At 64.1% G+C, this 18,667-nt stretch carries 17 protein-coding genes; 7 read left to right on the forward strand and 10 right to left on the reverse strand.

Annotated elements, in window-relative coordinates; genetic code table 11:
* Positions 1 to 65: 65 nt before the first annotated feature.
* Both AC1D08_RS09705 and AC1D08_RS09710 read left to right on the forward strand, forming a co-directional pair.
* Positions 66 to 1,214 carry a histidine kinase dimerization/phosphoacceptor domain -containing protein gene (locus tag AC1D08_RS09705; protein WP_095087053.1) on the forward strand — a complete coding sequence of 383 codons (1,149 nt, stop codon included), beginning with the start codon at positions 66 to 68 and terminating at the stop codon, positions 1,212 to 1,214.
* On the forward strand, positions 1,211 to 1,660 hold the full coding sequence (locus AC1D08_RS09710; RefSeq protein ID WP_095087049.1) for a response regulator: 450 nt from the start codon (positions 1,211 to 1,213) through the stop codon (positions 1,658 to 1,660). Before AC1D08_RS09705 ends, AC1D08_RS09710 begins: the two co-directional genes overlap by 4 nt.
* Positions 1,661 to 1,744: 84 nt before the next feature.
* Here AC1D08_RS09710 and AC1D08_RS09715 read toward each other — a convergent pair whose 3' ends face one another.
* On the reverse strand, positions 1,745 to 2,620 hold the full coding sequence (locus AC1D08_RS09715) for a dienelactone hydrolase family protein (RefSeq protein ID WP_477413526.1): 876 nt from the start codon (positions 2,618 to 2,620) through the stop codon (positions 1,745 to 1,747).
* A gap of 257 nt (positions 2,621 to 2,877) precedes the next feature.
* Between AC1D08_RS09715 and AC1D08_RS09720 the strand changes: the two genes are divergently transcribed.
* Both AC1D08_RS09720 and AC1D08_RS09725 read left to right on the forward strand, forming a co-directional pair.
* Complete coding sequence (locus AC1D08_RS09720; protein ID WP_457151974.1) at positions 2,878 to 3,033, forward strand: hypothetical protein; 156 nt, start codon at positions 2,878 to 2,880, stop codon at positions 3,031 to 3,033.
* Positions 3,034 to 3,042: 9 nt separating this feature from the next.
* Complete coding sequence (locus tag AC1D08_RS09725) at positions 3,043 to 3,477, forward strand: hypothetical protein (RefSeq protein WP_457151975.1); 435 nt, start codon at positions 3,043 to 3,045, stop codon at positions 3,475 to 3,477.
* 30 nt (positions 3,478 to 3,507) lie between these two features.
* Here AC1D08_RS09725 and AC1D08_RS09730 read toward each other — a convergent pair whose 3' ends face one another.
* The gene (locus AC1D08_RS09730; RefSeq protein ID WP_457151976.1) at positions 3,508 to 5,823 is read right to left on the reverse strand and encodes a glucose/quinate/shikimate family membrane-bound PQQ-dependent dehydrogenase; all 2,316 of its coding nucleotides are present in this window, start codon (positions 5,821 to 5,823) and stop codon (positions 3,508 to 3,510) included.
* Here AC1D08_RS09730 and AC1D08_RS09735 point away from each other — a divergent pair.
* Both AC1D08_RS09735 and AC1D08_RS09740 read left to right on the forward strand, forming a co-directional pair.
* Positions 5,810 to 6,841: a DUF2059 domain-containing protein gene (locus AC1D08_RS09735; protein WP_457151977.1), complete on the forward strand. Its 1,032-nt coding sequence runs from the start codon at positions 5,810 to 5,812 to the stop codon at positions 6,839 to 6,841. The two genes, AC1D08_RS09730 and AC1D08_RS09735, sit on opposite strands and share 14 nt — an antisense overlap.
* A gap of 81 nt (positions 6,842 to 6,922) precedes the next feature.
* Positions 6,923 to 9,586 (forward strand): ATP-dependent helicase, encoded by a 2,664-nt coding sequence (locus tag AC1D08_RS09740; RefSeq protein WP_457151978.1) that lies wholly within the window; start codon positions 6,923 to 6,925, stop codon positions 9,584 to 9,586.
* Positions 9,587 to 9,643: 57 nt separating this feature from the next.
* Here AC1D08_RS09740 and AC1D08_RS09745 read toward each other — a convergent pair whose 3' ends face one another.
* The 5 genes from AC1D08_RS09745 to AC1D08_RS09765 form a co-directional block, all read right to left on the reverse strand.
* Entirely contained in the window at positions 9,644 to 10,687 is a 1,044-nt protein-coding gene (locus tag AC1D08_RS09745) for an ABC transporter permease (protein WP_457151979.1), read from the reverse strand.
* A complete protein-coding gene (locus AC1D08_RS09750; RefSeq protein WP_095087031.1) occupies positions 10,684 to 11,481 on the reverse strand; it encodes an ATP-binding cassette domain-containing protein in 798 nt (265 codons plus the stop codon). The genes AC1D08_RS09745 and AC1D08_RS09750 overlap by 4 nt, the downstream gene beginning before the upstream one ends.
* 85 nt (positions 11,482 to 11,566) lie before the next feature.
* A complete protein-coding gene (locus tag AC1D08_RS09755; RefSeq protein ID WP_095087028.1) occupies positions 11,567 to 12,574 on the reverse strand; it encodes a substrate-binding domain-containing protein in 1,008 nt (335 codons plus the stop codon).
* Positions 12,575 to 12,679: 105 nt separating this feature from the next.
* The gene (locus AC1D08_RS09760; RefSeq protein WP_206073730.1) at positions 12,680 to 13,585 is read right to left on the reverse strand and encodes a sugar phosphate isomerase/epimerase family protein; all 906 of its coding nucleotides are present in this window, start codon (positions 13,583 to 13,585) and stop codon (positions 12,680 to 12,682) included.
* The gene (locus tag AC1D08_RS09765) at positions 13,585 to 14,619 is read right to left on the reverse strand and encodes a Gfo/Idh/MocA family protein (protein ID WP_477423023.1); all 1,035 of its coding nucleotides are present in this window, start codon (positions 14,617 to 14,619) and stop codon (positions 13,585 to 13,587) included. The genes AC1D08_RS09760 and AC1D08_RS09765 overlap by 1 nt, the downstream gene beginning before the upstream one ends.
* A 198-nt stretch (positions 14,620 to 14,817) precedes the next feature.
* Here AC1D08_RS09765 and AC1D08_RS09770 point away from each other — a divergent pair, with 198 nt between their 5' ends.
* Positions 14,818 to 15,843, forward strand: a complete 1,026-nt coding sequence (locus AC1D08_RS09770; RefSeq protein ID WP_457151982.1) for a LacI family DNA-binding transcriptional regulator — start codon at positions 14,818 to 14,820, stop codon at positions 15,841 to 15,843.
* Positions 15,844 to 15,886: 43 nt separating this feature from the next.
* Here the strand turns inward: AC1D08_RS09770 and AC1D08_RS09775 are convergent, their stop codons facing one another.
* From AC1D08_RS09775 to AC1D08_RS09785, 3 genes are all read right to left on the reverse strand, one after another.
* Positions 15,887 to 16,201, reverse strand: coding sequence for a ferritin family protein (locus tag AC1D08_RS09775; protein ID WP_095087016.1), 315 nt, complete (start codon positions 16,199 to 16,201; stop codon positions 15,887 to 15,889).
* A 55-nt stretch (positions 16,202 to 16,256) separates the two neighbouring features.
* Positions 16,257 to 17,012: a bestrophin-like domain gene (locus tag AC1D08_RS09780; RefSeq protein WP_477302077.1), complete on the reverse strand. Its 756-nt coding sequence runs from the start codon at positions 17,010 to 17,012 to the stop codon at positions 16,257 to 16,259.
* 98 nt (positions 17,013 to 17,110) lie between these two features.
* Positions 17,111 to 18,664: a trimethylamine methyltransferase family protein gene (locus AC1D08_RS09785; protein WP_457151477.1), complete on the reverse strand. Its 1,554-nt coding sequence runs from the start codon at positions 18,662 to 18,664 to the stop codon at positions 17,111 to 17,113.
* Positions 18,665 to 18,667: the final 3 nt, after the last annotated feature.

Here is an 18,667-nt window from a genome sequence, read left to right on the forward strand (position 1 = left end):
CAAGATTGAACTATTTCCACTCCTGAGCCGTTGGTCCCCACGAAACGGCTTGGAGTTAGAAAGAAATGGACTGGAAACGGACCAGGGAACCGGCTGACGCCTGGCGCATGACAGACGATCTGCATGCAGAACACGGCAAGGGCGATCCGTTCGCCGCCGCCATTCGCGCCACACGCATGTCGATGATCATCACCGATCCCCGGCAACAGGACAATCCGATCGTCTTTGCAAATGACGCGTTCCTGCGCCTGACCGGCTATGAGCGCGACGAGGTCATGGGTAAGAACTGCCGTTTCCTGCAAGGACCCAAGACCGACAAGGCCGCCGTCGACAAGGTGCGCGCCGCGATCGAAGATCGAGCCGACATCGCCGTCGATCTTCTGAACTACCGCAAGGACGGTTCCAGCTTCTGGAATGCGCTCTACATCAGTCCGGTTTCCAACGACAAAGGCGAATTGCAGTTCTTTTTCGCCTCGCAACTGGACGTCTCGGACCGCAAGAGCTCGGAGCATCGCGTAAAAGCGGACAAGGACCGCTTCGAGAAGGCAGTACAGGAACGCACCAGCGAGCTTGAAGCCGCACTCGAGGCGCAGACAACCCTTCTCCACGAGGTCGACCATCGGGTGAAGAACAACCTGCAGATGATCTCCTCACTGATCATCATGCAGAGCCGGACCATGAAGGACGAATCGACCAAGCAGTCGCTGTCTACCATGCTGGCGCGCATCGAGGCGCTGAGCACCGTCCACCGCCGGCTCTACCAGTCGAAGGACGTTAGCCGGTTCGACGTCTCGGATTTCGCCAGGGATCTCGTATCCGACCTGCTGACGGCTTCGGGACGTTCGGAGATCAAGTCGACCCTCGACCTCGAACCCATCGTCATTTCGGCTGAAAAGGCAACGCCCGTCGCCCTGATGGTCAATGAGCTTGTCACCAACGCGCTAAAACATGCTTTCAAGGAAAAGCCGGACGGCACGAGGGCGGGACGCATCGGCATCAAGATGAGCCAGCCTGACGGCCACTTCAACATCGAGGTGTCCGATGATGGGGTCGGCATGGCTGATGCCAGCGGCGACGCGTCTTTCGGCATGCGGCTGATCAAGTCGCTGGCCCGTCAGCTGCGCGCCGACATCGAATGGCGCGACGCCGGCCCCGGCACCAAAGTTATCATCTCGATGCCGAACGAACCGCAGCAAAAAGGGAATGTGTCATGATTGAACCGCTCAAGGTCCTGATCGTCGAAGACGAAGCGCTGCTGGCAATGGAACTGGAAGGCCTTGTCGAGGACGCCGGCCACAGCGTTGTTGGCTGGGCGACCTCCCTGACCGAAGCAAGGACCATGGTGGATACAACGGCCGCCGACATCGCCTTTGTCGACATTCATCTGACCGACGGGCCGACCGGCGTCGAAGTGGCCGAATATATCGGCCAGAAGAAGAACGCCATGGTGGTGTTCATGACCGCCAACCCGAAACGTATTCCCGATCATTTCGCAGGCGCGATCGGCGTGATTGCCAAACCTTACACGATGAACGGGCTGACCTCCGCGTTACGCTATCTGCAGGAAGGCGTGCGCCGTCCGCCGCCCGTTTCGGTGCTGCCGTCCGGCTTCACGCTGTCGCCGGCCTTCGAAACCGTCTGGGCGTCCTCAGGTGCCTGACTCCAAAAGCTGGAGCACGGGAAAGCGCGTAGCGCTTTCCCTAAGGCAAATCCGAGCGGCGCGGCGTTACCGCGATGAAAAGCTCTACGCCAGCTTCTCCTTGAGGAAAGCGATCGTGCGCCCCCAGGCGAGGTCGGCCGCCTTCTTGTCGTAGCGCGCCGCCGAGGTGTCATTGTTGAAGGCGTGGTTGGCGCCTTCATAGACATACACCGTGTATTCGACATGCGCGGCGTCGAGCTCCTTCTTGAAGGCGTCGATGCCGGCATTGGTGCGCTCGTCCAGCCCGGCATAGTGCAGCAGCAGTGCAGCCTTGATCTTCGACACATCGGCGGCCTTCGGCTGCATCCCGTAATAGGCGACGGAGGCGCTGAGATCGGGCGCGTTGACCGCCAACATGTTTGCCGTGCCCCCGCCCCAGCAGAAGCCAACGGCGCCGACCTTGCCGTTGCCGTCCTTTTCGGCCTTGAGGAAAGCGACCGTTGCCACCCCGTTGGCGACGGTCTGCGCGGAATCCAGTTTGGCGAACATGTCGCGCGCCTTGTCCTCGTCGTCAGGCGTGCCGCCGAGCGGCGACAGGAAATCCGGCGCCAGCGCCACAAACCCTTCCAGCGCGACGCGCCGCGCCACATCGCGTATATGCGGGTTGAGCCCCCTGTTCTCGTGGATGACGATGACGGTGCCGAGCTTGCCGGACTGGCTCGCCGGCTTGACCAGATAGCCCTTCATCTCGCCGCCGCTGCCGGCATATGTGATGTCCTCGCCCTTCACGCGTGGATCGTTGTCGGCGACGATTGCCGCTTGCGCCGAATTTGCCGCCAGCAGCGGTGCGATTGCGGCGGCGGCAGCACCCGATCCGGCAAGCCGGGTCAGTTGCTCCATGAAGCGGCGGCGGTCGAGCGTCAGATGGGTGTATTCATCATAGGCGTCGATCATAGCCTGGGTGATGGCTGGTTTCGTCATGGGCGCGCTCCTTCGATCCGCTTTGGCATCGTTCGCAAGATAGGGGCGAGGCTCCTGTCGTCCAGTCACGGCTCGGTGACACCTCGTCCTCCCTCGCGAATGCCCTGGAGACTTCCAGCATCATCACGTTTTGGTCATCGGCCACAAATCCTGATGGCGCTGCCACAATAGTGGGGGACACTGACAGACGTCGGCCGCGCCTTGGCGCGGTCACGGTTCCTGATCTGAAAGGCCCGATCTGGAAAGGAAAGACGCCGATGACCATGCCCTCGCCAATCCTGGCAGCCGCCTTCCTGGTTGCCGCGACCGCCATTCCAGCGTTGCGCGCGACGATCGTTGCCGCAAGTCGAAGGTCCATGATCAAGGTCCGCAGCCATCAGCGCCATCCGGCAAACACGAAAACCCAGGGTTGAGGTGAAGTCATGGACGTACAGGACATCGTGAACACTGTTTCGCAGAAGGCGGGTCTCGACCAGGCGACGACGGAAAAGGTCGTTGGCACCATTTTCTCGGTGCTCGAGCACGAAGCGGAAGGCACCAGCGCCTCCTCATTCTTCGCCAAGATCCCCGGCGCCGATGCGTTGGCCCAGAAGTATGACGTCATGGCCACCGCCCCAGCCGGCGGTGGCGGCTTTCTGTCCTCGCTGCAGGGCGCGCTTGGCGGCGTTCTCGGCGAGAAAGCCGGCGCATTGGTCAACGGTATTGCGGCGCTGAAGGCATCCGGCCTCGACATGGCGCAGATCCAGAAGGCGGGCGCGACGCTGATCCAGCAAGCCGAAGCCGCCGCCGGCCCGGACCTGACGAACGAGGTGCTGGGCTCGGTGCCCAGCCTGAAGAGCCATCTCGGGATCAGCTGAGGCGTCGATCCGTCAAGACAGTAGTCTCCCCTACTTCGGCAGCGCGTAGGCCATAACAAAGTCGCCCGGCTTTGTGCCGACCGAGCCGTGGCCGCCGGCAACGATGACCACGAATTGGCGTCCGTCGGCGACGGTGTAGGTCATCGGCGTCGATTGCCCGCCGGCCGGCAGCCGCGCCTGCCAGAGCTGCTTGCCCGATGTCAGGTCATAGGCGCGCAGATAATCGTCGACCGCGGCACCCAGGAAGGCGACGCCGCCGGCGGTGATCATCGGTCCGCCAATGCCCGGCACACCGACCTTCAGTGGCAATGGCAGCGGCGTCATGTCGTAGACGGTGCCGTTGCGATGCTTGTAGGCGATGGTGCCGGTCCGTAAATCCACACCCGCGACATAGCCCCAGGGCGGCGCCTGGCAGGGAATGCCGAGCGGCGACAGGAACGGTCCCATCACCACCGCATAGGGCGCGCCCTCGTTGCGGTTCAGCCCCTGCTCGCTGCCGCGCCCTTCATCCGGCGGCGGCACCTGATCGCGCGGAATGAGCTGCGACTTGAAAGCCAGATAGGTCGGCATGCCGAATAGTACCTGCCGCACCGGATCGACCGCGACGCCGCCCCAGTTGAAGGTGCCGAAATTGCCGGGATAGATTAGCGACCCCTGCACCGACGGCGGCGTGTAACGGCCTTCGTAGCGCAGGCCCTGGAACTCGATCCGGCACGCCAGTTGGTCGAACATGGTGATGCCCCACATGTCGGCGTCGGTCAGCGGCTTCGGATTGAAGGAGAGGTCCGACGCTGGCTGCGTTGGCGCGCTGTGGTCACCCTCGACGGCGCCGCCGGGCGCCGGCACTTCCTTGACCGCAACCACCGGCTCGCCGGTGCGGCGGTCAAGCACATAGAGGTCGCCCTGCTTGGTCGGCCCGACCAGCGCCGGCACCACCGTGCCGTCGGCCTTGGTGATGTCGATCAGGCTCGGCTGCGCCGGAACGTCCATGTCCCAGAGGTCGTGGTGCACGGTCTGCCGCACCCAGCGCAACTGCCCGGTGTTGAGGTCGAGCGCGGTGATCGAGGACGAGAACTTCTCGACATTGTCGCTGCGCCCGGCACCGAGCTGGTCCGGGGTCTGGTTGCCGAGCGGCACGTAGAGCAGGCCGAGCTTCTCGTCGGCGCTCGGCGTCGACCACATGTTGGGCGAGTTGGCGGTATAGGTCTGGCCCGCCGCCAGCGGCGTCGTCTGGTCCGGATTGCCGGAATCCCAGTTCCACACCAGGGCGCCGGTGTTGACATCGTAGGCGCGAATGACGCCGGACGGCTCCTGCGTCGAATAATTGTCGTTGACGGCCCCGCCGACGATGATCTTGCCGCCCGATACCAACGGCGCCGAGGTCGAATAGTAATAGCCCGACTTCGGATAGGGCATGTTGGTCAGCAGGTTCAGCGTGCCGCCCTCGGCGAAGGCCGGACAGACCTGCCCGTTGGCGGCGTCGAGCGCGATCAGCCGCGCATCCGAGGTCGGCAGGTAGACGCGGGTTGCACAGGGCTGGCCGGCGGCGATGGCGGCATCGGCATAATAGGACACGCCACGGCAGGTCTGGTGCTGGCGATCCTTGTCGAGCTTGATCTTGGGATCGTAGCGCCATTTCTCCTTACCGGTCACCGCATCGACCGCGATGGCGAAATTGTGCGGCGTGCAGATGTAGAGCGTGTCGCCAATCTTCAGCGGTGTCACCTGATACGTTGTCTCGCTGATATCGTCCGGCCCCTTCACGTCGCCGGTGCGATAGGTCCAGGCAGGCTGCAGCTTGGCGACATTGTCCGGCGTGATCTGGTCGAGCGGCGAATAGCGTTGGCCAAACTGTGTGCGTCCGTAATAGTGCCACTCACCGGCCGGCACATCGTTGCCGAGATTGGCATTGGGGATCACCTTGTCGGTGTCGAGCTCGCCGGCAATGTCCTTCGGATCCGCTGTCATTGAATAACCGGCGACCGCCAGCGACGCCAGCACGGCAAGGATCAGCGGCGCGCGTGCGTCGGGGCCGGTAATCCCCCGCCGCGCCCACGGCGTCAGCAGCCACAGCGCCACCAGCACGATGATGCCGCCGCGCGGGCCGAGTTCCCACCAGTCGAAGCCGGTTTCCCAGACTGCCCAGGCCAGCGTGCCGATCACGATCGCCGCGTAGAGCCACAGCGCGGTGGACCGGCGCCGGTAGAGCAGCCAGGCGGCGATCAGGAAGGCGAGGCCGACGATAATATAGTACCAGCTGCCGCCCAGCGAAGCCAAGCGGATGCCGCCGCCGCCAAGCACCAGACCGATCAGGAAAAGGATGAGGGAGGTGATGGTGACAGCCAAGATGATACTCCTTCGACTGTTGCGTTTTGCGACGCCCAAGGACAGCCCGATGCACCCGTTCCTGCCCTCCGCACAGCTTTCTCCCGCCTGCCCCGCCTGTCAAGGCGACGCACACGCCAAGGTGGCAATCCATCTTGCCTGCGGTCGGGTTTTCCAGCAGTCTCAATCATCTCTCCGCAGGAGCAAGCAAATGACGTCGTTCGTTCCGCCGCTGACGCGCCTGATGCTTGCACTCTGTTGCCTTGTCTCTGTCGCCGTGGCTGCGCCCGCGCAGACGCTGCATGAGATCAACAAGGCGAACGGCTTTCACGAGATGCTGATGGCTATCGGCCCGGGTTTCATCGCAGCCGTGAAATCGGCGCCGGAAACGCCGCCGCAAAAAGTCCAGGACGCCCTGGCGGCGGCCATGGAAGGCGCCTTTGACGCGAACAAGATGGAGGCAGCCATCGAAGCGCGAATGGCGGACAAACTGCCCGCCAGTGAATTGTCCGACCTGGCCTCGTTCTATGCGTCGCCCCTCGGTAAACATGTCACGGCACTGGAAATCCAGGCTTCAACTCCGGAAGAAAGGCAACGCAAGACGATCGAAGGTCCCAAGATCCTGCGCGAACTTCCATCCAGGGATCCGGCTCGGCTCGCACTGTACAAGAAGCTCGTGGACGATCTCAGCGCTGTCGACACCGGAGAAGCCGTGGCCTTGAACATGGGCTATGCAATGCTTTCCGAGATGCTGGGAGCGGCCGGAAAGCCCCTGCCCGACGACCAGATCATGGCCCTGCTGCGTCAGCGATCCGAAGGACTTCGCCATGACATCGAAACGGACGTCATGGCATCGGTGGCCTACATCTACCGGGATCTGCCGCTTGACGATCTCAAGCTCTACCAGACTTTCCTGACATCGCCCGCCGGCAGCCACTATTACGACCAGATGCAGGTCGCTCTCGGCGCCGTGATGACGGACGAGGCGCGCTCGTTCGGACATCGATTTTTCGTCGCCCTCGGTTATCGCAAGGCCTGAACAGCCCATATCGGGCACTTTAGCGGAACAAAACGTAGACACTTCTGGCCTTTCGCCGCCGAATCACTACATTCGGGGGAGATGTCCGGCTTTTCCGAAGACATGCCCTTTTTCGATGAACCCAATGCGCGGCCCGCGGCCCCGTCGGGCATTGCCGCGCGCGCCATGGCTGCCCGCAGCGGCCACAACAATGCGCCGGACTATCTGAAGGGGCTGAACCCCGAGCAGAGGCTGGCGGTGGAAACCACCGAAGGCCCGGTTCTGGTGCTGGCCGGCGCCGGCACCGGCAAGACGCGGGTGCTGACCACGCGCATCGCTCACATCCTCGCCACCGGTAAGGCGTTCCCCTCGCAGATCCTCGCTGTCACCTTCACCAACAAGGCCGCGCGCGAGATGAAGCAGCGCATCGGCATCCTGATCGGCGAAGGCAACGTCGAAGGCATGCCGTGGCTCGGCACCTTCCACTCGATTGGAGTGAAGCTGCTTCGCAGACACGCCGAGCTTGCCGGTTTGCGCTCCGACTTCACCATCCTCGACACCGACGATGTCGTGCGGCTGATCAAGCAGTTGATCCAGGCCGAGGGCCTGGACGACAAGCGCTGGCCGGCCAAGCAGTTCGCCCAGATGATCGACGGCTGGAAGAACAAGGGACAAGGCCCGGCCGACATCGCAGAGGGCGACGCCCGCGCCTTCGCCAACGGCCGGGGCCGTGAACTCTACAAGGCCTACCAGGCGCGGCTGCAGACGCTGAACGCCTGCGATTTCGGCGACCTTTTGTGCCATCCGATCCGCATTTTCCGCGCCAATCCGGATGTGCTGAAGGAATACCACAAGCGCTTCAAATACATCCTCGTCGACGAATATCAGGACACCAACACCGCCCAGTACATGTGGCTGCGGCTTTTGGCGCAGCGGCCGCAACCGTCGCGCCAATCTTCGTCGACCGCCGGTCTGCAGTCGGCCGAAGGCCGCAAGGACGACCGTCCGTCCGAGCCGTTGCGAGGCCCCCGCGGAGGGCCCGCGCCGGCAGGCGCGGAACAGCCCGTGAGCGACAACAAAGTCAACATCTGCTGCGTCGGCGACGACGATCAATCCATCTATGGCTGGCGGGGCGCAGAGATCGACAACATCCTGCGCTTCGACAAGGATTTTCCGGGCGCCACCATCATCCGCCTGGAACGCAACTACCGCTCCACCGCGCATATCCTGGGGGCTGCCTCCCACCTCATCGCCCACAATGAGGGCCGCTTCGGCAAGACGCTGTTCACCGACCGCGACGAGCCCGAGGACGACAAGGTGCATGTCCACGCCGCCTGGGATTCCGAGGAGGAAGCCCGCGCCGTTGGCGAGACCATCGAGGCCTACCAGCGCCGGAAGCACAATCTCAACGACATGGCCATTCTGGTCCGCGCCTCGTTCCAGATGCGCGAGTTCGAGGACCGCTTCGTCACGCTCGGCCTCAACTACCGCGTCATCGGCGGTCCGCGCTTCTACGAGCGCATGGAGATACGCGATGCGCTGGCCTTCTTCCGCGTCGTCGCGCAAGGCGCCGACGACCTCGCCTTCGAGCGCATCGTCAACGTGCCGAAGCGCGGGCTGGGCGAAACCACCATCCGCCAGATACACGACACGGCGCGCGCGCTGCGCGTGCCGATGCTGAAAGCCGCCGCCAAGCTCGCCGAAAGCGACGAGTTGAAGCCGAAGCCGCGCGCCGCCTTGCGCGAGGTCGCCGCCAATTTCGAGCGCTGGCAGAAGGCGCTGGAGACCACGCCGCACACCGAACTCGCCGAGACCATTCTGGAAGAGAGCGGTTACACCGACATGTGGAAGAACGACCGCTCGGTCGAAGCGCCCGGCCGGCTGGAGAATTTGAAGGAGCTGATCCGCTCCATGGAGGAGTATGAATCGCTGCGCTCCTTCCTCGAGCATGTGGCGCTGGTCATGGACGCCGAGCAGAATGCCGAGCTCGACGCCGTCAATATCATGACGCTGCATTCGGCCAAGGGTCTCGAATTCGAGACCGTCTTCCTGCCCGGCTGGGAGGAAGGCCTGTTCCCGCACCAGCGCGCACTCGATGAAGGCGGCCGCTCCGGGCTGGAGGAAGAGCGCCGGCTCGCCTATGTCGGCCTGACCCGCGCCAAGAAGAACCTGCATTTGTGGTTCGTCTCCAACCGTCGCATCCATGGCCTGTGGCAGTCGACCATCCCGTCGCGCTTTCTCGAAGAACTGCCGGAAGCCCATGTCGATGTCGCCGAAAGCGGCAATTCCTATGGCGGCTATGGCAATTCCTATGGCGGCGGTTCTTTCGCCTCCGGTCGCGGTGGCCGGCAAAATCCCTATGGCGCCTCGCGCTTCGACAATGTCGGCGCCAATACGGAAAAATCCGGTGCCTTTTCCAACACCTATGCGACGCCGGGCTGGCAGCGCGCGCAACAAAACCGCACTGAAGCGACCGACCGCAACTGGGGCTCGCGCTCCGGCCATCAGGTCGAGCGCATCGGCTATGGCGAGACCGACTCCGGCTACGGCGCCGGCCGCACCAGCGTCAAAGGTCGCACCATCGACGGTGAGCTGGTCGCCAAATCCGTCTCAGATACGCCATCCGCCTTCAGCGTCGGAGATCGCGTCTTCCACCAGAAATTCGGCAACGGCAACATTTCCGCCATCGAAGGCAACAAGCTGACCATCGACTTCGACAAGGCCGGCCAGAAGCGCGTGCTGGACGGGTTTGTCGCGGCGGTTTGAGCGCCCGCTTGTCCCGTTGTCCTACAAGCGACCGCCCCAGCCAAAAATCTCCACCCCTCACCGATACCGCGCCTGGTTCCATTTGTGGCCGAGCAGCGACAGGATGATGATCAGCCCGTTGAAGAACTGCACATAGAAGCCGCTCAGGCCCGCCGCCACGACGCCGGTCTGGATGAACGACACGGTGACCGCACCGATGGCGCCGCCGACGACGGTGCCGATGCCGCCCCAGGTCGGGGTGCCGCCGACGAACACCGATGCCAGCACCGGCAAGAGATAGCCGTCGCCGGCGGTCGGCCACCAGGTGAAGTTGATCATCACCGAGAAGGTGCCGGCGATCGCCGCACCAATGCCGACGAAGACGAACACTTTCACCCGCACGCGCTTGACGTCGATGCCCATCTGCTGGGCGCTATCGGGATTGTCGCCGACCACCCTCACCTGCGCGCCGAAGCGATGGCGGTTGTAGAGCATCGCCGACAGCACGACGAAGGCGATGGCCCAGAAGATCTGCACCGGGATGCCATAAACCTGGCTGGAGAAAATCTTATAGGCCCAGCTGTCGGCAAGGTTGGTCAGCGCCATCGACTTGCCTTCGTTGATGATCTGGATCAGACCGCGCAGCAGGAAATTCATGCCGAGCGTGGCGATCAGCGACGACAGCCCGCCATAGACCACCAGGGAGCCGACCAGGAAGCCGAGCAGTATGCCGGTGACGAGCGCCGCGGCAATGCCGAGAAACGGATCGTAGCCGGCCTGCACGACCAGCGCGAAGACCCATGAGGCAAAACCCATCGTCGCCGGAAACGACAGGTCGATCTCTCCGCAGGTAACGACGAAGACCAGCGGCACCACCACGAACAGCGCGACCGGCAGCGTGGTCAGCACTGAACTGTAGAGATACCAGGTGGTGAACACGGTCGGGTTGGCGATCATGAACACCGCCATCATGACGATGAACACGCCGAGCGTGCCGAGCGAAGCACGATTGTCGAGGATGAAGCCGCGCAGCCATTGATCGGATGGGTGTCTCCACTCCTTCTGTGGGCTGGGAATGGCGGTGGACGGCTCGTGCAGATCGGGTTCCATGGTCTTGCTCATCGCACTGCCCTCTCGGCGTCGCCGGTGTCGTGCAACCCGGCCAGCCCGCCGGGATGTGCGACATCCTCCATGAAGTTGATGAGGTCCTCGGCCGACTTGACCTCGCTGCGGTCGGCGGTGAGCGCGACCTTGCCGCGATCGAGCACCACGAAGCGGTCGGCGATGTCGAAGACATGATGGATGTTGTGGCCGATAAACAGGATCGAGCGGCCGCTCGCCCGCACTTGGCGCACGAAATGGAAGACCTTGGCGGTTTCGGTCAGCGACAGCGCCGTCGTTGGCTCGTCGAGGATGATCAGTTCCGCCTGCTTGTAGATGGCGCGCGCGATCGCCACGCCCTGGCGCTCGCCGCCCGACAGTTGGCCGACGATCGACTGCGGCGTGAACACTTTCGAGGTGAAGCCGATCTCGCGCATCAGCCGGCTGGCTTCCTCGATCTCCTTGTTGACCTTCAGCCAGCCGAGGAAGCCGGTGAGTTCTCGGCCCATGAAGATGTTGCGCACGATCGTCTGCTGCACGGCCAGCGCCCGGTCCTGGAACACCGTCTCGATGCCCGCGTCGCGCGAACGCGCCGCGCTCCATCCCGTCACCGCCTTTCCGCGCACGAGAATCTCGCCGCTGGTCGGCCTGACCACGCCGGACAGGATCTTGATCAGCGTCGACTTACCGGCGCCATTGTCGCCGATCAGGCCGACCACTTCGCCCCGATCGACGCTGAGATTGACCCCGCCCAGTGCATAGACCTGGCCATAGGACTTGCTGATATCGCGCAGTTCGATGATGCGTTCGGCCATCGGATCCTCACCTCTGTTGTCGCTGCCAGCGTCTCTGCCGGCGGTCCTGCCGGCCGGGCTCAGCCCCGGCCGGCAGCTTGGGAGGTCAGCGCAGTGCCTGCTTGGCGAGTTCGGCGACGATCTCGTAATTTTCAACCGTGACGAAGCCGGCGCCGGTGTCGACATTCATCGGCGCCAGACCGAGCACCACCTGCTGGCAGAGGCTGAGGATCGGCAGATAGCCCTGCAGGAACGGTTGCTGGTCGGCCGTCAGCTGTACCCAGCCGCCCTTGAAGGCCTCGACGATCTGCGGGCTGGTGTCAAAGCCGAAGTTGAAGATGTCGCCGGCCTTCCTCCCTGCGGCCTGCATGTATGTCGGCACATTGCCGAGCATCTGTCCGCCGGGATAGCCGACCGCCTTGACGTCGGGATTGTTGAGCAACGCGGCGGTGATCAACGGGATCGCGAGATTCGGATCGGCTGCCCATTCGGTTTGAGAATTGATTTGAATGACATCGATGCCGGCCTCTTTCAGCGCGGCGACTGTCCCACGCTCGCGCGCGCCCCGACTCTCATTCTCGAACGGGCCGATCATGATCGCCTTGTCGCCGGCCTTCAGCTTGGCCAGCTTGAACGCCTCGGCGCCGAGCGCGCGGCCCTGCTGCTCCTGCTGGGCGCCGACATAGCCTCCGCCGAACGCCGCCGTCACCGTCGGCACCGGCACATTCTGGTACATCATCTTGATGCCGTCCTTATGCGCCTGTTCGGCCAGCGGCATGATCGCCGCGTCGCCCGGGTGGCCCATCATGGCGATGCCGCCTGGCTTCACCGCGACCGCCTCGCGCAATTGCTGCACCATCTTTTCGACATCCCAGCCGGAGAAGATGTAATCGACCTTTGGTCCGAGATCGGCTGCCGCCTGCTTGGCGCCATTGTAGACGATGGTGCCGAAGGCGTCGCCCTCGGCGCCGCCGACGAAGAAACGGATGTGGACGTCCTTGCACCATTGGGCGTCGAGCGCCTGCGCCGGCAAGGTCGAGATCGCAGCGGCGAGCGTCGTGGCGGCGGCCACGATGGTCGAGCGCAGAAGTGTCCTTCTCATCGTCATGCTCATGCACTTATCCTCCCTTTTTTCCCTGGCTAGGCCGAGGGGTTTTCGACGATCGCTTCGGCAGTGCGCCGCAATCTTGGCCAGCCGGCACCTCCCGCCGGCTCGCTCTCACACCGGGTTAGGCAGGTAGCTGGCACCTCCCCGGCATTGCTTCAGATAGTCCAGGGCACGTACCTGCCCGGTGATCTCCAGCTCGTTGCGATAGACCGGATCGTGCCAGCCTTCGATGTCGATGGCGCCCTTGTAGCCGGCCAGCCGCAGTTCGCTGATCACCCGCGTCCAGTCGCTGTCGCCGAAGCCCGGCGTGCGCATCTGTACGAACGGCAGCCGGCCGAACACGCCGTGTTCGCGGATCACATCCCAGCGCACCGTCGCGTCCTTGCCGTGGACATGGAAGATGCGCGGCGCCCATTTGCGGATCTGCGGCAGGGGATCGATCAGGTAGACGAGTTGGTGGCAGGGCTCCCATTCGAGGCCGAGATTGTCGTCTGGCAATTCATTGAACATTAGCTCCCAGGCATCCGGATTGTGGGCGATGTTCCAGTCTCCACCAGCCCAGTTGCCGTCCATGGCGCAATTCTCGAAAGCGATGCGCACGCCCTTGTCGGCGGCGCGCCTGGCCAGCGGACCCCAGACTTCCTTGAAGCGTGGCAGGCTGTCGGGCAACGGCTTGCCGCGGAGGCGGCCGGTGAAGCCGCTGACGATCGACGTGCCGAACAGATGCGCGTTGTCGATCACCGTTTCCCAGGCCTGGAGCACGCCGCGATCGACGTCGCCGCTCTCCAGCGGATTGCCGAACACGCCGATCGAGGAGACCGTGACGTCGGCATCGCCGATCGCCTCGCGTATCTGGCCGGCAAGCCGCGGCAGATCCTTGCCGCCCAGCGTCTGCCAGAAGAAGGGCTGGATGCACTCGAAACCGAGCGGCAGGATCGCCTTGATATAGGCGGCCGGGTCATCGAGATTGGCCCGCACCATGGTGCCGATCCTGATGTCGAGAAGCGGGTTTGGCATCACTGTCCTTCCTGCGAAGAGATCGTCACCCGGCGCCCGGTCTCGGCGCTTTCGATAGCGCCGAAGACCATGGCCAGGCTCTTGATGTTGTCGGCGCCGCGCGTCTCCGGCTCGGTGCCGGTCTCGATCGCGCGCATGAAATCCTGGATGATGCCGAGATGGCCGCCGACGCGGTCGGCGGGATCGAGCGGCGGCACGGTGATCGGCTCGGTGCGGTCGAACAGGCCTTCACGGGCTGGCAGGACGACCTCGGCCTTCAACTCGTCGCTGCCGTCCCAGACCAGGCTGCCGCGCTCGGCGACGATGCGCCATGTGCTCTCCCAGCTGGTGCGGAAGCCGGCGGCGCACCAGGAGCCGGCATAGGTGAAGACCTTGCCGCCGCCGAGATCGAAGACGGCGCTGGCCGACGATCCCTGCCGGTACCAGGAACTCGCCGGCTCCCATTCCTGGCAGTAGACGCCGGCCGGCTCGCCATTCACCATGTAGCGGGCGGCGTCGAAGGTGTGGATCGCCATGTCGAGCAGCAGGACGTGGGCCATCTCCTCGCGAAAGCCGCCGAAATGCGGCGCGACGAAGAAGTCGGCATGGATGCTGGTCGCGGCACCGATGGCGCCGGAAGAGAGAAAGCGCCGGATACGCCTGACATTGGCGACGTAGCGGCGGTTCTGGACGACGGCATGGATACGCCCGGCCCGGCGCGCGGCCTCGACGATGGCGCGCGCATTCTCGGGGCTGTCGGCGAGCGGCTTTTCCGTCAGGAGATGGCAATGATGGGCAAAGGCCGAGAACGCGACCTCACGCCGGGCGGCGGGAACCACCACATCGAACACCGCGTCCGGCCTGGTCTGGTCGAGCACCGCGTCGAGGCTGGTGCCGGTGACGGCGCTGGTGAGGTCGTATTCGCGCGCCCTCGCCTTCGCCCTGTCGGCGTCGAGGTCGACAAGGCCGACAACGGAAAGCCCGTCGATCTGCCTCACGGCATCGAGCCACTGCTTGCTCATCGCTCCGCAGCCGGCCAGGACGACATTGATCATCCAGCACTCCTCCTCCGCTCGGTCCCTCCAGACCGATCGTCACGGCATTCACGGCATGGCCGTAAACGTTTTTCCGTAAACGTTTACGAGAACACACCCGAAGGTGTAGAATGTCAATTGGCCGCTCGCAAAAAATTGTCTTGTCGCCTTGGCCTGAGCGCTTACCGGTGCTAGCCAAGCAAGGGGGAGAACAGTCACTTGGCGTCCAGCATTCATGACCTTGCCCGTCACCTGAACATTTCGATCGGCACCGTGTCGCGCGCCCTCAACGGCCGCGCCGACGTCAACGCCGACACGCGCCAGCGCGTGCTCGAGGCGGCCAGGACGCTGAACTATTCGCCGAACCAGTCCGGCCGCAGCCTTCGGCAGGGCGCCACCCATTCGATCGCCTTCATGCTGCAGCCGCATCCGGGCGACCAGCAATATGGCGAGCCGTTCTTCATTCCGTTCCTGATCGGGCTGCAGGCGAAACTTGCCGAGAGCGGGCTCGACCTGATCGTGGTCATGGGCGCGCCGGGCGACTACCAGCAGGAACGCCTGCGCCGTGTCGTCGAGACGCGCCGCGCCGATGCCGTGGTGCTGGCCTGGACGCGGCGGGAGGACGAGCGCATCGACTATCTCACCCAGGCCGGCTTCCCGTTCGCCACGCTCGGTCGCAGCCGCTCCGGGGCCAAGTCCTACCCTTCGCTCGACCTCGATTTCGAAAAGGCCGGTGCCGACGCAGTCGACCGCCTGGTGGCGCGCGGCCACCGCCGCATTGCCGCCATCCGCCCGTCGCTTGATCTCAATTTCAGCTACCTGTTCCTCGACGGGTATCGCAAGGCCTTGCGGCGGCACGGCATCGAGGTGGACCCCGAGCTGATCGCGTCCGGCTTCATCAACGAGGCCGGCGGCTACGAGGTGACGCCGCAGGTCATGCGCTCCAAGGATCCGCCGACCGCTATCATCTTCAACAACGACGCGATGGCGCTTGGCGGCTGCAAGGCGCTGGCCGAAATGGGGATCAGGCCAGGCCACGACATGGCGGTGACCGTCATCGTCGACACACCGCTCTGCCGTTACTTCTCGCCGGCGCTGACAGCCTTCCGCCCGGCCCTGGAGCCGATGGGTCAGCGGCTCGCCGAAATGCTGCTGGCCTCGATCCCGGCCTTCGCCGGCCCGGAGGGTCCGCGGATCATGCGCGAGGTCTGGCCGCTGGAGCTTGTGGCGCGCGACAGCGATTGATCTGGCCGAAAGCAGAGCCAGATCAGTCGCGACCTATCAGGCCTCAATCCACCTTCTTCTCACCCCTCTCGCCGGCCTTGACGATGTCGCCGGTGGTGAACAGGATTTCCTTCAGTTCCGCCCGCCAATCCTTTTTCTGGCGCAACAGGAATTCGAGATCCATGCCGAAATGCTTGAACTCCTCGCCCTGCGCGTTCTTCATGATGGCGCGGGCCTGAGGGTCCTTCTCCACCGAGATGCGCTGTTCGTACCAGCCTATCGCCTCCGCCTCCTCGATCAGCGAGGTGATCATGCGGGCAAAGGTCCGTACCTTCTGCGACAGTTCTTCAGGCGGTTCGTGATACTGGTCGAATCCCATGTCGTCCTCCGTGGAGCCATCTCACAGAATGCCCGGGATCGACGCCGGTTCCGTATCATCGCTGCAATTCCGCCAATGCCCTCTGCAGGGGCGCCGGCGAAATCTGGATCGGGCCGGAGAACGGTATGTCCATATCCAGGATGAGGTAGATCGCACCGGCAATCAGCACTGCCGAAACCACGAAGGTCGAAACCGTGATGGCGTTGCGCGGTGCCCTGAACCCGAAACTGGCGAAGATCAGCACCAGCCACGCAACCAGCATGGCGATCAGCGGCGCAGGGATCGTGCCCTCCGACTGCTCGATCAGAATCCATCGCAACTCCACCACTTTCTGCAGGCGCTGACCGGCATCCTGCAGAAGGGCGCTGTGCGCCGCGTCGGCCGGCTCCAGCGCCCTCAGCCGGGTGCCGATCTCCGTCAGCAGATGTTCGGACAACCGGTTGGCGACGACCGGAGTTTCACCAGTCGGCGAAGCGTCGCCCGCCACCCTCTGCACATAGACGACCAGCAGCTGGCGCGCCTCGTCGGTCTCCGGGCCATACTCGCGCAAGGTCCTGTCGAGCAGGATCAGCTCCGTCGCATAGTCGTGCACGTTGTGATCGATCGATTCGAACGTGTTCTTGGCCGAGTTGATCATCAGGCCGAGCACAAGCGAGGTCATGACCCCAAACAGGTTGGCGGCGAGCCGAACCACATTGTTCGTATCTTCGTCGCGATGTCTGACCGGCAGCCTGGGCCAGATCGCCATGCTGGCCAGCGGCGCCGCTGTCAGGCACAGGAAGATCATCACTGCGATCAAAGCTTCGCGCATGCGCCCATTTCTGCACGGGATGCGCCGATTGCCAATGACCCCGGCACCGATCACGTCGCGAAAGCTGCGTCGCGCGTCTTGCGCGACTGCTCCCGCCCTCAGGACACCGGTGCTGCGCCGCCCTCTTGCGTGCGCCGGGCGATGAACGCGTCGAGGACGCCGGCGGTCGCGATAGCCGATTCCGGCGGTACGAAATCGGCCAGCGCCCGTCTCCAGACACCTGTGGCGCGCTCGCTCGCGGTCTTCGACCCGCCTTGCGTCCAATTGCCGAAATTCGACCAGTCGGCGACCAGCGGTTCGTAGAACGCGGTGCGGTAGCGCGCCATGGTGTGGCCGGCCGAGAAGAAGTGACCGCCCGGCTGTACCTCGGCGATTGCCTCGAAGCCGATGGAATCGCTGTCGCCGGGCGTCGGGGCGCAGAGTTCAGCCACTGTCTGCAACGCCTCGATATCAGTGACCAGCTTCTCGAAGGAAACGCTCAAGCCGCCTTCCAGCCAGCCGGCGGCATGGATGCACATCGTCGCCCCGGCCAGCACCGAGCCCCACAGCGCGAACTGCGTCTCGTGCGCCGCCTGCGCGTCCGAAATGTTGGCCGCGCTGCCGCCGCCGGACCGCCATGGCAGCCCGGTGAAACGCGCCAGTTGGCCGGCGCCCAGCGTCGCCTTGACATGCTCCGGCGTGCCGAAGGCGGGCGCGCCTGATTTCATGTCGACATTGGAGGAGAAGGAGCCGTAGACGACTGGTGCACCGGGCCGCACGATCTGCGCCAGCGTCAGTCCCGCCAGCGCTTCGGCATGCTGCAACGTCAGCGCACCGGCGACCGTGATCGGCGCCATCGCGCCCGCCAGGCAGAAGGGCGTGATGACGGAGATCTGCCCGGCCCTGGCGAAATCGATGATGCCTTGCGCCATCGGGATGTCGAGCTGGCGCGGCGAGTTCGTGTTGATGACGGTGTAGCAGTGCGCGCCGGCAAGGAATTCGTCCTCCGACAGGCCGCGCGCCAACCGCAGCATCTCGAAGCCGTCCTCGACCTGCGGCGTGCCGCGCGCGAAGACGAACGGAAGCTTGTCGGAGAGCGTCAGCTGGGCACGGTTGACCGCATAGTGGCGAAAGCGGTTGTCGACGTCCTGCGGCTCGATGCAGGGTCCCAGCATATGCAGCACGTCGAAATGCTGCACCAGCCGTATCAGATCCTCGAAATCGGCCAGCGTCCCCGGCCTCCGGCCGCGCTCGAGATCGGTGACGTTCGGCGCCCCGCATCCGGCCAGGAAAGTCATCGAGCCGAGTTCGAGCGTCAGATCGCGAGTGTGAGCACCGCCATGAGCATGGATCGACTTCGGCGCCGAGGCCAGTGCCGCCGTCACCATATCGCGGCCGATGCGCACCATGTCGGTGTCCGGATCGACCAGGGCGCCGGCGTGGGCGAAATGTTCACGCGCCTGCGGCAACAGCACCTTGATACCGAGCTCTTCCAGCACGCGCAGCGCCGTGTCGTGGATGGCGGCAACCTGATCATCCGAAAAGATCGGCTGCGGCAGGAACGGGTTCCTCAGCGAACGGTAATTGGGGCGGCGGCTAGTTTCCGAGCCGGCTTCGCCCGTCCGTCCACGCCGGCGCTCGCGCCTGCTGTCACGTGCCGCGTCATCCATCAGAAA

This window comes from Mesorhizobium sp. P2_E6, assembly GCF_056403835.1.

Bases quoted from the DNA above. Each gene is read 5' to 3' on its own strand.
- AC1D08_RS09705 (WP_095087053.1), top strand. From the start codon at position 66: ATGGACTGGAAACGGACCAGGGAACCGGCTGACGCCTGGCGCATGACA.
- AC1D08_RS09710 (WP_095087049.1), top strand. From the start codon at position 1,211: ATGATTGAACCGCTCAAGGTCCTGATCGTCGAAGACGAAGCGCTGCTG.
- AC1D08_RS09715 (WP_477413526.1), bottom strand. From the start codon at position 2,620: ATGACGAAACCAGCCATCACCCAGGCTATGATCGACGCCTATGATGAA.
- AC1D08_RS09720 (WP_457151974.1), top strand. From the start codon at position 2,878: ATGACCATGCCCTCGCCAATCCTGGCAGCCGCCTTCCTGGTTGCCGCG.
- AC1D08_RS09725 (WP_457151975.1), top strand. From the start codon at position 3,043: ATGGACGTACAGGACATCGTGAACACTGTTTCGCAGAAGGCGGGTCTC.
- AC1D08_RS09735 (WP_457151977.1), top strand. From the start codon at position 5,810: ATGGTGACAGCCAAGATGATACTCCTTCGACTGTTGCGTTTTGCGACG.
- AC1D08_RS09740 (WP_457151978.1), top strand. From the start codon at position 6,923: ATGTCCGGCTTTTCCGAAGACATGCCCTTTTTCGATGAACCCAATGCG.
- AC1D08_RS09745 (WP_457151979.1), bottom strand. From the start codon at position 10,687: ATGAGCAAGACCATGGAACCCGATCTGCACGAGCCGTCCACCGCCATT.
- AC1D08_RS09750 (WP_095087031.1), bottom strand. From the start codon at position 11,481: ATGGCCGAACGCATCATCGAACTGCGCGATATCAGCAAGTCCTATGGC.
- AC1D08_RS09755 (WP_095087028.1), bottom strand. From the start codon at position 12,574: ATGAGCATGACGATGAGAAGGACACTTCTGCGCTCGACCATCGTGGCC.
- AC1D08_RS09760 (WP_206073730.1), bottom strand. From the start codon at position 13,585: ATGCCAAACCCGCTTCTCGACATCAGGATCGGCACCATGGTGCGGGCC.
- AC1D08_RS09765 (WP_477423023.1), bottom strand. From the start codon at position 14,619: ATGATCAATGTCGTCCTGGCCGGCTGCGGAGCGATGAGCAAGCAGTGG.
- AC1D08_RS09775 (WP_095087016.1), bottom strand. From the start codon at position 16,201: ATGGGATTCGACCAGTATCACGAACCGCCTGAAGAACTGTCGCAGAAG.
- AC1D08_RS09780 (WP_477302077.1), bottom strand. From the start codon at position 17,012: ATGCGCGAAGCTTTGATCGCAGTGATGATCTTCCTGTGCCTGACAGCG.